14 protein-coding genes and 1 tRNA gene are annotated in these 14,020 nt (G+C 68.8%); 4 read left to right on the top strand and 11 right to left on the bottom strand.

Translation table 11 applies throughout. The features are described 5' to 3' along the window. Positions 1–35: 35 nt before the first annotated feature. The 8 genes from A6E15_RS03100 to A6E15_RS03065 form a co-directional block, all read right to left on the bottom strand. The gene (locus tag A6E15_RS03100; protein WP_076143533.1) at positions 36–737 is read right to left on the bottom strand and encodes a P-loop NTPase; all 702 of its coding nucleotides are present in this window, start codon (positions 735–737) and stop codon (positions 36–38) included. Then, positions 734–1,096: a DUF7857 domain-containing protein gene (locus A6E15_RS03095; protein WP_076143531.1), complete on the bottom strand. Its 363-nt coding sequence runs from the start codon at positions 1,094–1,096 to the stop codon at positions 734–736. The genes A6E15_RS03100 and A6E15_RS03095 overlap by 4 nt, the downstream gene beginning before the upstream one ends. Before the next feature lie 85 nt (positions 1,097–1,181). Continuing rightward, positions 1,182–1,928, bottom strand: a complete 747-nt coding sequence (locus tag A6E15_RS03090; RefSeq protein WP_076143529.1) for a protein sorting system archaetidylserine decarboxylase — start codon at positions 1,926–1,928, stop codon at positions 1,182–1,184. 75 nt (positions 1,929–2,003) lie between these two features. Then, a complete protein-coding gene (locus A6E15_RS03085; RefSeq protein ID WP_076143527.1) occupies positions 2,004–4,844 on the bottom strand; it encodes a DEAD/DEAH box helicase in 2,841 nt (946 codons plus the stop codon). 72 nt (positions 4,845–4,916) lie between these two features. Further along, the gene (locus A6E15_RS03080; RefSeq protein WP_076143525.1) at positions 4,917–5,420 is read right to left on the bottom strand and encodes a hypothetical protein; all 504 of its coding nucleotides are present in this window, start codon (positions 5,418–5,420) and stop codon (positions 4,917–4,919) included. A gap of 105 nt (positions 5,421–5,525) precedes the next feature. Beyond that, complete coding sequence (locus A6E15_RS03075) at positions 5,526–6,758, bottom strand: ABC transporter permease (protein WP_076143522.1); 1,233 nt, start codon at positions 6,756–6,758, stop codon at positions 5,526–5,528. Next, complete coding sequence (locus tag A6E15_RS03070; RefSeq protein ID WP_076143520.1) at positions 6,755–8,032, bottom strand: ABC transporter permease; 1,278 nt, start codon at positions 8,030–8,032, stop codon at positions 6,755–6,757. Before A6E15_RS03070 ends, A6E15_RS03075 begins: the two co-directional genes overlap by 4 nt. Continuing rightward, complete coding sequence (locus tag A6E15_RS03065; protein WP_076143518.1) at positions 8,022–8,783, bottom strand: ABC transporter ATP-binding protein; 762 nt, start codon at positions 8,781–8,783, stop codon at positions 8,022–8,024. The genes A6E15_RS03070 and A6E15_RS03065 overlap by 11 nt, the downstream gene beginning before the upstream one ends. Before the next feature lie 70 nt (positions 8,784–8,853). Here A6E15_RS03065 and A6E15_RS21630 point away from each other — a divergent pair, with 70 nt between their 5' ends. Then, positions 8,854–8,982, top strand: a complete 129-nt coding sequence (locus A6E15_RS21630; protein WP_277612874.1) for a hypothetical protein — start codon at positions 8,854–8,856, stop codon at positions 8,980–8,982. 646 nt (positions 8,983–9,628) lie between these two features. Here A6E15_RS21630 and A6E15_RS03055 read toward each other — a convergent pair. Next, positions 9,629–9,702, bottom strand: a tRNA-Tyr gene (locus A6E15_RS03055). A gap of 126 nt (positions 9,703–9,828) precedes the next feature. On the opposite strand from A6E15_RS03055, the gene A6E15_RS03050 reads away from it, so the two are divergent. The 3 genes from A6E15_RS03050 (at position 9,829) to ftsZ (ending at position 11,980) form a co-directional block, all read left to right on the top strand. Next, positions 9,829–10,413, top strand: a complete 585-nt coding sequence (locus A6E15_RS03050) for a double zinc ribbon domain-containing protein (RefSeq protein WP_076143514.1) — start codon at positions 9,829–9,831, stop codon at positions 10,411–10,413. Positions 10,414–10,610: 197 nt separating this feature from the next. Then, positions 10,611–10,790, top strand: coding sequence for a ribbon-helix-helix domain-containing protein (locus A6E15_RS03045; protein ID WP_076143512.1), 180 nt, complete (start codon positions 10,611–10,613; stop codon positions 10,788–10,790). Between the two features lie 2 nt (positions 10,791–10,792). After that, positions 10,793–11,980: a cell division protein FtsZ gene (gene ftsZ, locus A6E15_RS03040; protein ID WP_006180080.1), complete on the top strand. Its 1,188-nt coding sequence runs from the start codon at positions 10,793–10,795 to the stop codon at positions 11,978–11,980. Between the two features lie 165 nt (positions 11,981–12,145). Here ftsZ and ncsA read toward each other — a convergent pair whose 3' ends face one another. Both ncsA and A6E15_RS03030 read right to left on the bottom strand, forming a co-directional pair. Beyond that, a complete protein-coding gene (ncsA, locus tag A6E15_RS03035) occupies positions 12,146–13,105 on the bottom strand; it encodes a tRNA 2-thiolation protein NcsA (protein ID WP_076143510.1) in 960 nt (319 codons plus the stop codon). Positions 13,106–13,190: 85 nt separating this feature from the next. After that, the gene (locus A6E15_RS03030; RefSeq protein ID WP_076143508.1) at positions 13,191–13,910 is read right to left on the bottom strand and encodes an alpha/beta fold hydrolase; all 720 of its coding nucleotides are present in this window, start codon (positions 13,908–13,910) and stop codon (positions 13,191–13,193) included. Positions 13,911–14,020 lie beyond the last annotated feature (110 nt).

Here is a 14,020-nt window from a genome sequence, read left to right as displayed (position 1 = left end):
GTTCTCGGGTTATTTCGCTCCAGCGCGGCGGACGATCAGTCGTGAGCGTCGATCCGGTCGTCCCGGTGTGTCGTACAGCGCTCGAGCCGCCGAGCGAGGGTGCAAACGGCGTCGACCGCCGGGCAATCGGGTGCGACGGCCGCGATCGGTCGCCCCTGCCGCTGTGCGTCGGCGATCACCGACCGCTCCTCGAGGGAAAGTACCGGGGCGCTGACGGTCCGTTCGATGCGGTCGGCGACGCCGTCGGTGACCGCTCCGGCCGTCCTGTTGAGGGCGACGGCGGCGACCGGCGTCTCGAGGTCGAGCGCGACCCGTCGCGTTCGCACGGCGTCGGCGAGCGCGGGTTCGGTCGGCGTCGCGACGAGAACGGCCACGTGGGCGCTCGCGAGTTGCCGGCCGACATCGCGTGCCAGCCCGGCGGGACAGTCGATCACGACGCGGCCGTACTCGCGCTCGAGTCGCCGAACGACCATCGGAAACGCCGACAGATCGGCCGCGCGGGCACCGGAAAGCGTTCGCCCGCAGGGAAGCAGCCGAACCGGGCCGTGTCTGTCGACCGCCTCGAGCGGGTCGGCGCGGTCGGCCAGCACGTCGTGGAGATCGGGGCCGCCGCCTCGAGGGAGGTCCGCGGTCGTGAGGTCGCCGTCGACGACGACCCCGTCCAGTTCGTGCGCGAGATTCAGTGCGACCGTCGACTTGCCGACGCCTCCTTTCCCGCCGGTGATCGCGACGATCATCGCTCCCGTCCGACGACGGTCGACGTCGGTTTCCACCCGGTCAGCGAGGCGAGGACGGCCGCCGGCCGCGGAGAGCGGTCGCTCGAGACCCGTCGGTGATCGGTTACGGCGAGCGGCGGCTCGACCGGTGATGCCGGGCTCGCGAAGCCGATTCCGTGGCGGCGATCGGGGTCGATCACGCCTTCCCAGGCGGCGTCGGTCCACGCCGCGGGCCGGTCGCCGTCCGTCGGGGGCCAGACCGGGCCCTCGAGTCGGCTCTCGAGTCGGACCCGCTGGGGGGTCGTCGCGGCGATTTCGATCGTCGCCGACACGAGCGTCACGCCGTCGATGCGGTCGGTCTCCCAGTCGAGATCGATCACGGCCGCGTTGGCCGCTCGCTGTCAGATAAAGGTACGCTCCCGGTCACGGCCGAACGGGACCGGTCGAGGCGCGGCCGCGAAGTCGTTATTCGTCCCGGTCGTCGGGGCCGGAGTCCGAACCGGTCTCGAGGTCGAATCCGCCGCCGAGGTCGCCGGGATTCGACTCGAGGACGACGGTTTCGCCGGCGGTCATCGAGTCGCCGATATCGACGGCGACGTCCGCGACGTCGACGGTCGGCGGAAAGAGCAGATCGACGCGGCTGCCGAAGGCGATGTGGCCGACGCGATCGCCGCGCTCGAGGGCGTCGCCGCGCTCGGCGTAGGGGTGGATCCGGCGGGCGAACGCGCCGGCGATCAGGGTCACCTCGGCGTCGGAGTCGGGCTCGTCGGGGTGGGGCGTCGATCCGTCGGTTGCGACCGCGTCGGCGTCTTCGGTGGACGGCAGGTTCGGCGAATCGGTCTCGAGACGGACGTGGACGCGTTCGTTGCGGTCGGACTCCTTCGAGAACGCGGGGCGGTTGGCACCGGAGACGTGTTCGACGTCGGTGACGCGACCGGCGAAGGGGGCGCGGACGACGTGGACGTGCCAGACGTTCATGAAGATCCCCAGCCGGACCCGGTCGCCCTCCTCCCGGAGGACCGAGACGTTCCCGTCGGCCGGCGCGACGACGCCGGTCGGCGGCGGGGTGCGGTCGGGATCGCGGAAAAAGGCGAGGGTACCGGCGCCGACCGCGAGCGCGACGAGGCTCGCGGTGACGCTGATGACGAGTGCGAACGGGGCGGCGAGTAGCGGAACGATGGCGTACTTCCAGGCCCCCGGCGCGAGGTTCATAGGGGAAGTGAGCGACCGAACCGTATGGCCGTTACGGATGGGACGAGTCGGGCAGCGGGTGTAGACGAGGGGCTTTCAGTCCCAGAACGACTGGGTCCGGGCGTACTCCCGTTCTTTCGACAGGATGTCGCGGTAGAACTCGGCCTCGTCCTCGCGGAGTTTGTTGATTATTTGGGCGGCGTTGTGCGGGCCGACCCCGCGGGCGGCCATCGCGATCACGGCCCGCTTGCCGTGGCTCTGAACGAGGCTCGCGGCCCGGAATGCGCGCTCGGTCACTCGTTGCTGTTCCTCGTCCTTTTCCTGGGCTCGGACCGCCCGGACGACCTCGTCGGCCCACGGGTTCAGCGAGGCGATCCGGGTCGAACCGCACTCCGGGCACTCGGGCCGGTCGGCCACCCGCTTGACTTTCGTCTTCACTTTCCACTCCTTGCAGTGGGTACACAGCAGGATGACCCGGTCGTTCTGCAGTCGCTCCCGAACCGTCTCGATGACGCTCGCGTCGGCGTTTTCGGGCGCGAGCAGCTCCTTGCCGCCCGACGATCGGCCGCCCTGCCCGACCGGCGTGCGACCGCGATGGGTCACCAGCTCGAGGTCGCCCGACTGGAGCCGCTCGAGGATCGCACTCGCGCGTTCGATATCGAGGTCCTCGTGGAACACCTCGCGGACCGCCTCCTCGTACATCGGCGTGTCCTCGAGCGCCGCCAGCAGGCGATCGTTCGAGAGCCGGCCCGAGCCCTGCCCCTGCCAGCGTTTTAACGCGCCGAACTTCGCCGAGACCTGCGCCAGCCGGAACGCCAGGGCGTCGGAGTTTTTCAGACCGAGTTCGACGATCGCCTCGACGTGGTCGGGGTCGGTCTCCTCTATGACCTCGAGTACCTCGCTGGTCGCGATCGAGTTCGGCACCTCGAGTTCGATCCGGTAGGGATCGGTCTCGAGGCCGACCGAGGAGCCGGCCCGCTGACCCAACAGCGCCGACAGCACCCGGCCGAGCGTCTCGTTGACCGTGTGGCCGAACGGCGCGTTGAGGACGATCGTTCGTCCCTGCCGCTCGAGGACCAGCCGGTCGGCGGTCGGCATCGGCGCGTCGCCGTCGACCTGGGCCTCGAGTTGGGTGCAGGCCTCGGTCAGCGTGTACTCGTCGGCCGGATACCGGCCGGCGAGTTCCCGGCCGACCGCCGCGGCGTCGGCCCCGGCCGCGAACTGGGGTTCGGCGACGGCGCGGATCTCGCCGACTTCCTCCGCGACTGCGGCGGGGACGGGGATCTCCTGGCCGATCCAGGAGGGGACTTCGCCGGCGGGATCTTCGATCGGGCTGACCTTGACGAGGCCCTCCTCGTCGTCGATCTCGGCGATCCGCCACATCTCGCCCCGTTGGATGAACACCTCGCCGGGCTGGGCGAAGTTGACGACGAACCGTTCGTCCAGGGTCCCGATCCGGCCCCCCGAGGCGATGTCGTGGACCTCGTAGGTCTCCTCGTCGGGGATCATCGAGAGATTCGCGTAGACGTACTGCCAGGTGCCGCCGGTGGTCTCGATGCGGTCCTCGCCCTCGTCGAACCAGAGAATTCGGTTGCGGTCCAGTTCCCCCACGATCTCGCGGATCGTCGCCTCGGGCACGTTTCGGAACGGATAGGAGCGAGTGATCGTCTCGATCGCCTCGTCGAGGGACGTGTCGCCGCGGCTCTGGACGATCGCCGGCAACTGGTTGGCGACCACGTCGAGACTCCCCTCGTGGATCGCCGCCGGTTCGACCTCGCCGTCGCGGGCCCGGCGGGCGATCGACAGCGCTTCGAAGGTGTCGTCGGGCCGCGTCGTGACGATCGTCCCGCTCGAGACCTCGTCCTGTCGATGCCCCGCCCGGCCGATCCGCTGGAGCAGTCGGGTGACCTGTCTGGGACTCTTGTACTGGATCACGTGGTCGACCTGTCCGACGTCGATGCCGAGTTCCATCGACGACGTACAGAGCAGCCCGCCGATCTCGCCGGCTTTGAACCGGTCCTCGACGTCGATCCGGGCCTCCTTCGAGAGCGAGCCGTGGTGGACCCCGATCTGCAGGTCGAGTTCCTTGAACCGCGAGCCAAGCGCCTCGGCGGTCTGGCGCGTATTGACGAAGATCAGCGTCGACTCGTGGTCGGCGACCAGATCGCGGATCAGCCGGACGTGGCTGGCGGTATCGGCTTCGGTCATCAGTTCGCCGGCCAGCCGCTCGTCTTCCTCGGTGATCACGGGTTCGCGGACCGTCACGTCGACGTTGCTCCCCACGTCGATCTCCCGGATCTCGCAGGGTCGGCCCCCCGTCAGGAACTGCCCCACTTCGCCGGGGTCGCCGACCGTCGCCGAGAGCCCGACCCGCTGGACGGGGCCGGCGAGGTCGCGCAGTCGCTCGAGGCCGATCGCCAACTGCGCGCCCCGCTTGGAGGCGGCGAGTTCGTGGACCTCGTCGATCACGACGTGGGAGACGTCGGAAAGCGCCTCGCGCAGGCGCTTGCCGGTGAGCATCGCCTGGACCGTCTCCGGCGTCGTGATCAGCACGTCCGGGGGGTCCTCGGCCTGCTTGCTCCGCTGGTAGTCGGTGGTGTCGCCGTGGCGGACGTCGACCGCGAGGTCCAGGTACTCGCCCCACCACTCGAGGCGCTCGCGCATGTCGCGATTGAGCGCCCGCAGCGGGGTGATGTAGAGCGCGCCGAACCCTTCCGGGGGACCGTCTCCGGTGACCAGGTGATCGAAGACGGGCAGCATCGCCGTCTCGGTCTTGCCGCTCCCGGTGGGCGCGATCACCAGCGTGTTCTCGCCGGCGGCGAGCGGCGGGATCGCCAGTCGCTGCGGTGCCGTCGGCCGCGAAAAACCCCGTTCGGAGAGCGCCCCGCGGACCGTCGCTCCGAGGTGCGTAAACGCCGCGACGTCCCCGTCAGTCATCGGAATACGGTAGGGATGACCGGCGGATAAGCACCACGTTTCCGGTGGACTTCGATCGGTTCGCGGACCGGCTCACTCTTCGGACTCGTCGACCGCCTCGTCGGAGGCGTCGCCGCTCGCGTCCGTCTCGAGGTCGTCGGACTCGGCTTCGCCACCCTCCTCGAGTCCGGTCACGTCGGCCTCGTCGCCGCCCCGTTCTCCGTCGGACGGCGCGACGCCGGGGTCGAATTCAGAGGCCTCGCTCCAGGGCCCGTCGATCGTCGTCCGCGTGATGTCGTCGTCGCCGGCCTCGAGGCGGTTCCGTATCGAGTCGATCGACGAGTCGTCGGGGACGGCGTCGGCGGCGCGGTCCGTGACCCCCTCGGGGAGTATCTCGTTCATTTCGTCCCGTGCCTCGTCGACCGATTGGATGGGAACGTCGTCTCGCGGCCCGAGCAGTCGCAACACGGCGTACGTAACGGTGAGCAGGCCGATTGCGGTCAGGAGATGTCGGGCGAGCCCTCGCAGGCGTGACGCGGTCGTCGGTCCCGCGCCGGCCGTCCGCTGTCGCTCGCGATCGGGTGTTCGAACTCGCATCGCGATCCGTACGGCCCCGGGCTGCAAGTGGCTTCCGCGTGGATACGCCGGCGGAGGTCGTCGCCGTGGGGTGTCGATCGGGATCTCAAGCACTCGAGTCGGTGCTCAGGCCTCGAGGTGTTCGATGCGGGCGTAGCGGCCGGCCCGCCAGCCGGCGACCAGCGCGACAACCGTCCCGACGGCCAGCGCGAGCGCGAAGCCGCCGGCGTAGACCGCGGGCGGCGTCCGGAGCAGTTCGTCGAAGCCCAGCACCGACGCCGAGAGGCGGTTCAGCCCGATCACGGCCGGCGGCGTCGCCGCGAGTCCGAGGAGGCCGCCGAACAGCCCGATCAACAGCCCTTGCATGCCGATCACCCCGGCGAGCAGCCCGCGGGAGAGCCCGATCGCCCGCAGCGCCGCGAGCTGCTCGCGCTGCTGGTGGGCGACCAGCGCGAACAGGTTGGCCGTCAGGACCACCCCGCCGAGGACGGCCAGCCCGACCAGCGTGATCCCGCTGGCGAGGACGATCGATCGCTCCTCGAGGACCGACCGGATCTGGTCGTCGCTGGTCCGAACGTCGTACGCCGGATACTCGGCGTCGAGGTCGGCGGCCACGGTCTCTCGGTCTGCGTCGTCCGCCACGTCGGCGGTGATGAACGTCGCGCGATCGGTCCCCTCGGTGCCGGCGACGGCCTGGAGATCACCGAGCGGGACCGTCACGGCCGGCGAGCCAAGGTACTGCGAGTAGTAGCCCGAGATCCCGATCACCGTGAACTCGTGGGTCGCCGCCGTCTCCCGGCTGGTGCCGACGTGGATCGTGTCGCCGACCGAGACGCCGAGGTCGTCGGCGACCCGCGGATCGATCACGATCTCCTCGCGCTGGGGGTCGTCGGGCGGCGGCGCGGCCGCCGTCTCCCGGTCGACCTCGAACCCGCTGCCGGCCTCGAAGTCGAAGCCGCCGTGGGTCTCCTGGACCCCGACCGCGGGGTGGCGCTGTAGGTTCGAGGGCTCGGTCCCGACGTAGACGTCGTACATCGCGATCGGCGACGCGGCGTTGACGTCCTCCCGGGCCGAGAGTTCGGCCGCCCTCGCGTGTGCCCCCGGGATCGGGTTCGCCGTCCCGCTCGCCGACGGATCGACCGGTTCCCGCGAGATCCAGATGTCCCGCCCGGCGTTGTCAAGCCCCTGCTCCCCTTTGTCGACGACGCCGACGCCCAGACTGGCCAGGACCGTCACCGACAGCACCGCGAGCGTGACCGCGATGACGGTCAGCGTCGTCCGGCCGGGCGCGCGCCGGAGTTGTGCGAGCGCCAGTCCCGCGACGGCTCGTAGCCGGACGACGGCCCCGCGAACGCTCATCGCCCCACCTCCTCGAGGACCGACGTTCGCGCGGCCACGGCGAGCGGGTACGGCACCGCGACCAGCCCCGCCAGGAGGGCCACGGCGATCCCGTAGGGAACGAACAGGGGATGAAACTGCGCGACCGCGCCCGGCGCGACGGTCGCACCGGCGACGGCGTTGACGCCGGCGATTCCCGCCGCGCCGAACGCGACGCCCGCGAGTGCCCCGACGAGCGTGGTGAGTCCCGTCGAGACGGCGACGACGGCCAGGCGGCCACCGACGGGAACTCCGACCGACTCGAGGACCGCCAGCGTCCGTCGGTCCTCGTCGACGGCCATCCCCGCGGTCGTCGCGACGAAGGAGGCACAGATCGTCAGCCCGACGAGTAGTGCGACGGCGCTCGCCGCGAACGCCAGCCCGTCGTCGAACAGCGCGGCCGGGTCCGCGCTTCCGGCCACCGTCACCGACGCGTCCGGGTAGGCGTCCCCGGCGGCCGACGCCGCCGCGGGCTCGCCCCAGACGAGGACCCGATCGGCGAGTTGGCCGTCGTCGGCCCCCGACAGCGACTGGAGTTCGCTCAGGTGGACGATCGCGACCGGCGCACCGCCGTCGCCCCCGTCGGCGACGGCCGCCACGGTCACTGTCGGCACGGCCCCGGACGCGTTCGCCTGATCCCGGCCGGGCATCGACACCGCCACCTCGTCGCCCTCCGAGGCCTCGAGGCGGTCGGCCGCGGTCGGCGAGAGAACGATCCCGCCCGCTCGGGGACCGTCGTAAGAGCCATCGGCGTAATGGGGATCGCCCGCCTCGAGGGGTGCCGTCGGCAGACCGGCGACGGTCCTGGACTCCCCGTCGGGGACGACGCCGACCACTCGAACGGGCCGGGGCTCGCCCGCGTCGGACTCGAGGCGGACCGTCTCGACCAGCACGGGCGAGGCGTGGTCGACGCCCGACGCCGATCGAAGCTCGCGGGCGCGGTCGTTGCTCGCTCCGAGTCGCGGCCCTTCGACGCCGTCGACTGTAGAGAGCGTACTGCCGTCCTCGGCGGTTATCTGCACGGCCGCGTCGTCGTCGCTCGCCGTCCCGCCGTCGGCCAGCGCCAGCGCGACTCCCGTCACGACGAGCAGGAACGCGACCGTCAGCGCGACGGTCGCGATCGTCGACGCGATCCGACCGCCCGTCGTCCGGGTCGCCCGCTGCCACCACCGGGTGACCGTCAGGCCGACGAGCCCGCGCCAGCGCGTCCGGCGGCACGATCCGTCCGGCGTCGCGTCGTCGCCCTCACCGGACATCGTCCACCCGTCCGTCGCGCAGCGCGACGATCCGGTCCGCGACCGACAGCGTGGCCTCGTCGTGGGAGGCGACGATTACCGCCCGATCGCGCCCGACGTCGGTCAACAGCTCGAGAACGGTCCGGCCGGTGGCCGTATCGAGTTCGCCGGTCGGTTCGTCGGCCACGATCACGTCGGGATCGGTCGACAGCGCCCGCGCGATCGCCACACGCTGGCGTTCGCCGCCGCTGAGTTCTCCGGGAAGGTGCGTCGCCCGGTCGCCGAGCCCGACCGCCTCGAGCAGCGACTCCGCTCGATCCCGGCGATCGGCGCGGGGAACCCCTGCCTGCACGAGCGGCAGGGCGACGTTCGCGCGGGCCGACAGCGACGGCAAGAGGTAGAATCGCTGGAAGACGATCCCGATGTGGCGACGCCGCAGTCGGGTCCGCTCCGCGTCCGACAGCACCGTCAGGTCGGTGCCCGCGACCTCGACCCGGCCCTCTGTCGGGACCAGAAGGCCCGCGACCGCGTGTAAGATCGTCGACTTCCCGCTTCCGCTCGGCCCCTCGAGGCCGACGATCGCCCCCCGGGGCACGTCGAAGGTAACTCCCCGGAGCGCGGTCACCGTCCGGTCCCCGCCCGAGCGGAGCCGTCCCCCCGTTCCCCCGTACTCGTGTGTCACGTCCGCGAGGCGAACGGCCGTCGCCGATTCGCGGTCGTCCGTCCGATCCCTCACCGACGATCGCGAACCGCGTACTGACTGGTTTGACATCCTCGGCGATCTCACCGACAGCGACGCCGTCCCGGCTCATTGTTTCGACCCGTCTACCCGAGTCAGACACGTGTTACAGGCACGTTCGCCGATACGAGCGGGTCGCGAGATCGCACGGGAGTCCGCGCTCGAGAACTGTCCGAGCCGCTGGCTCCGGATCCGGGGCCGACTCGAGTCGACCGACGTCGACGACCTGTAGGGAGAGATTGCGTGGACGGAGCCGCCGAAACGGTGTCGTACAGGTCAATGAAGACGAACGTTCTCGCGATCCTCGAGTCGGGACGATCGACTCGGTTACCGCTCGAGACTCGAGGGCCGAGACCACAGTACGCACCGACCGAAAGTGCGATCCGCTACCGGGTCCCGTCGCCAATACGAGGATCGTCTCCGTATCGATGCCGATCGCCGATTCGAGACCGTCCTCCTCGGACGCACCGACCACGTCCTCGAGACGGCGACGCTCGAGGCCGCAACGGGGCGCTCCGAACGCGGCGGTCACGGTGGTCCGGCCGAACTGACTGACTACGGGCGCGATTCGATCGGCTCCCCGTCAGTGGATTTCCGGAAAGGACTGATCGACCTCGAGACACCGCCTGCAGATGGTGTGGGCCACTCTCACAAACGCGACGGGGGAGGCCGCCGGCCGTGACTCAGTTGTCATACGGCCACCGCAGTGCGGACAGTACCGGCTCACGCGACCCACCTCTCAGCTATGGGATTCGCCAGACGGCGCGGACCCCCAACAAGATCCTTGTTCCACTCGGAATTTGCGGCCGCCTCGAGAGGGGTAAAATCGCAAGACGGCAAGCTATTCGGTGTCTGCTGCACTTCGACGGGAAAGAGAGTCCGCCCTCCCCGATTTGAACGGGGGACAAGTCGATCTACAGTCGACTGCTCTACCAGTCTGAGCTAAGGGCGGGCACTCCAACGTAGCCGCCCTTGCCCACATAAGGGTTATTATTCGAGGCGATCACGACGTGTCACGAGGCGTGAACGGCAGCATGATTGATATGGGAGGCGTGGCAAGAGGGGAGGTAGTTCGATCATGAGCAAGATCACGTTCCGCGCCGACGACGATCTCGTCGATCAGCTCGAGGCCCTCGACGTCTCCAAGAGCGAGGCGATGCGCGAGGCGCTCCGGGAGTACCTCGAGGGCGGTCACGGCGAGTCGGCGTCGGAACGTGACGGGGAGACGGCGATCGACGACCTGGTCCGCGCACGCGTGGACGAACGACTCGATATCCGACTGCGAGAGCTAGGACTCGAGGCCGCGGGCTCGCGTGTGTCCGACGAGCCGCGGGACGTGACGATCTCCATCTCGCTGACCGGCGCTCGAGACGGGGCGATCGACGACGTCCGACTCGAGAACGAGCGCCCGCGCGAACCGGTAACTGACGGCCCCGATCACGGGCAACTGGAGCCGCGCGAGGAGACGAATACCGCCTGTAGCCAGTGCGGAGAGGCGCTCGAGGGCGATCACGTCTACTGTCCCAACTGCGGCGAAAAGTCCACCCGGCGACTGTTCTGTGACTGTGGCGACGAGGTCCGCTCGGACTGGTCGTTCTGTCCGGGCTGTGGTCGTCGGACGCCGGCGGCGGACGTCCTCGAGGCGGACACTCGCCAGCGCTGACTGGTGTAAGACACTGAAAGTCAGTCTCGGGGAAAGTTTTATTATCTGTGCCAAACATCGACTTAGTCGCGTAAGACGGATTGTCTTACACCCGTCGGCAAGACGGGAAACCTCCCGACTTCGGGCGGTTTCGGCGTAAGACACGCCGCGTCTGACAGGGGCGCGCCACCGTCTTACCCCCAACGGGGAATACAACCATGGAGCGTGTGACACTGCGAATCCCGAAACAGCAGATCGATGAGGTAGAGCAACTGGTCGACGCGGGCGAGTTCCCGAACCGGAGCGAGGCGATCCGGTCGGCCGTCCGCGAGATGATCAACGAACAGCGGGAGGCTCCCAAGGAGCAGTCCGGAAAACGCAACTGGGCCAAGGTGTAACGATGCAGGATATCGTTCAGGACGCCTTAGAGAACGCGGAGGAAGAGGCCCGGGAGATGGACGTCTCGATGGACGACGATGAGTTCGGCGATCCGCGGATCGTCATCGTCGGCTGTGGCGGTGCCGGCAACAACACCATCAACCGCCTGTACAACATCGGCGTCGACGGTGCCGACACGATCGCGATCAACACGGACAAACAGCACCTCAAGATGATCGAGGCCGACACGAAGATCCTCGTCGGCAAATCCCTCACCAACGGGCTCGGTGCCGGTGGCGACCCGTCGATGGGCGAACGCGCCACCGAGATGGCCCAGGGGACGATCAAGGACGTCCTCGGCGATGCGGACCTCGTGTTCGTGACCGCCGGGATGGGCGGTGGCACCGGCACGGGTGCCGCCCCCGTCGTCTCGGAGATCGCCAAAGAGCAGGGTGCGATCGTCGTCGGCATGGTCTCGACGCCGTTCAACGTCGAACGTGCCCGCACGGTCAAAGCCGAGGAAGGCCTCGAGAAGCTGCGCGAGCAGGCCGACTCGATCATCGTGCTGGACAACAACCGGTTGCTCGATTACGTCCCGAACCTCCCGATCGGGAAGGCGTTCTCGGTGATGGACCAGATCATCGCCGAGACCGTCAAGGGCATCTCGGAGACGATCACCCAACCGTCTCTGATCAACCTGGACTACGCGGACATGTCCACGATCATGAACCAGGGCGGCGTCGCGGTGATGCTGGTCGGCGAGACCCAGGACAAGAACAAGACCGACGAGGTCGTCAAGGACGCGATGAACCATCCGCTGCTTGACGTCGACTACCGCGGCGCGAGCGGCGGACTCGTCCACATCACCGGCGGCCCCGACCTCACGCTCAAAGAGGCCGAGGGCATCGCCGACAACATCACCGAGCGCCTCGAGGCCAGCGCGAACGTCATCTGGGGCGCGCGCATTCAGGAGTCCTACAAGGGGAAGGTCCGGGTCATGGCGATCATGACCGGCGTCCAGAGCGCGCAGGTCCTCGGCCCGACCACACAGAAACAGGCCGACAAGTCCCGCGCGAGCATCGAGGGCATCAACGAGGCCGACTTCGACGCGAGCAACAACGTCGAGGCCGGCGGCTCCGGCTTCGGCGCGCAAAGCGACGGCGGCCGCGAGAAAGTCGACCGCCAGAACGGCGTCGACGTCATCCGGTAACCGACGCGACCACGATCGACACACCACCTGCGATCGGTTCCGTCCGTAGCCGCTTTTTCGCTCGGTTCTCACCGTGAGCGAGCGTCTCCTTCGACGAACTGGGACGGATATTGCTGTTTACGAGCGTATACGAAGCTGAAACGTCGAAATAGAGCCCGCCTCGAGTCAGGCCAGCGACTCGAGCAGCGAACACTTCCGACAGACCTCGCGGGTCGTCGTCGACCCGCACTCGGCACACTCCTGCAGGTCGGCACCGTCGTCGCCGCCGTACTCGTCGGCGGCGATCGACGCGAGATCCTCGTAGCCAGCCAGGATCGAGTGTCGGGTACCGGGGTGGTTCTCCTCGAGATCGTAGAGCAACTGCTGGATCTCGCCCCGGTAGGCCTCGCTGGCGTGGGGACACTCGGCGATGTGGGCCGGCAGGTCGTCGAGGTGGGCGTAGAGGGCGACCTCCTTCTCGGGAACGTCACGCAGCGGCTTGGCGCGGGGGACGAACTCGTCCTGTTCGCCCCGTTCCGAGAGGGGACCGAGGCTGGCGTCGAAGTGTTTCGCGATCTGTTCGACGTCGCCCTCGAGGAAGTTCATCAGGGCAGTCTGGGCCTCGTCGTCGAGATTGTGGCCGGTCAGCAGCAGGTCGGCCTCGAGTTCCTCGGCGTACTTCTCGAGGAGATCTCGCCGGAAGACGCCGCAGTAGGCGCAGGCGGCCATGTTCTCGGGGTCGTCCTCGACGACCTCGTCCATGCGGACGCCGAACTCCTCGGCGTAGCTGACGAGTTCGTGGCGGATGCCCAACTCCTCGCTGAGTTCGACGCAAGCCTCGACGGACTCGTCGCGATAGCCCTCGATGCCCTCGTGGATAGTCAGCCCGACGAGTTCGATGCGGGGGTCCTCGGCGAAGGTGTCGTGGAGGATCTGCGTGAGGACGACGCTGTCTTTCCCGCCGGAGAGCCCGATCACCCACGTCTGCGGGTCCTCGGGCGTCGCGTCGTGGGGGACGAGATCGTCCCGTCGGACGCGCCGTCGGACCCGCTTTTCGACCGACTCGCGGAAGTGATCCGCACAGAGATGGGAGCCGGAGTAGGCGGCGTGCATGACCGCTTCCTCGTCGCATCGGGTACAGTCCATTAGCGGGCCGTTGTCGGTCGCCGCCAATCACGGTTTCGTCTCCGGGAGTACCAGTGGCGTCGCGAGTTACACGGCGTCCGAGCGTTCAGGCCGGGATTCGTTCGCGACGCTCGAGGGCGTCAGCGCCGTCCTCGAGGGCGGCAAGCAGGGGATCGACGTACCGTTCGCGACCCGGCGAGGAGAACAGTTCGTGGCCGCCGTCGTAGAGGACGACGTGGTCGGCGGGCACCCGCTCGCCGATCGGTCGCAGGTTGATGACGGGGTCACGCAGCGAGCAGAAGACGACGGCGTCGTGATCGATCGTCAGCAACTCCTGCTGTGCGCGGCGGGTCTCGCGGACGAAGGCCGGCGACACCCACGACGGAGTCGTCTCGAGCTGGTGGTCGGTCGCCTCCCGACCGAGGTCCTCGCGGTCGAAGCCGCCGGTCGGGAGACAGGGAAACGTCGTCGGGAGCCTCGAGACGGCATCTAACACCGGTTCCGGGAACCCCTCGCCGTACCCCCACCACGGGCTCAGATAGACGTGGTTGTCCGCGCCGTCGAGGGCCTGTGCCACCAGCGAGCCGGCGCTGTGGCCGAGCAACTGATACCCCTCGAGATCGCGGACGTACTCGGCGACGGGCTCGAGCCAGTCGGCTTTGAAGTCCCCGATGTTCGTCGGGAGTTCGAACGCGTGGACCCGATAGCCGGCCTCGGTTAGCCGTCCGATGAGCCAGCTGACGTTCTCGTGGGTCCAGCGGTTGCCCCAGCCCATGACGAAGACGAGGTCCGCGTCGCCGTCCTCGTTGAAGATCCGGTGTCGCATGGGTTTGCGTTCGCCGCGAATCGGTAAAAAACCTGATCTCTCGAGCCATCGCTCGTGACGGTCGTGGCCGCTGACCGCAGGTCGGCGGTCCGAACGATCGCACGCGGTCG

The sequence above is a fragment of the Natrinema saccharevitans genome (genome assembly GCF_001953745.1).
Classification (GTDB): Archaea; Halobacteriota; Halobacteria; order Halobacteriales; family Natrialbaceae; genus Natrinema; species Natrinema saccharevitans.
The sequence above is the reverse complement of the archived record's forward strand: the minus strand, read 5'-3'. Positions and strand labels throughout refer to the sequence as shown.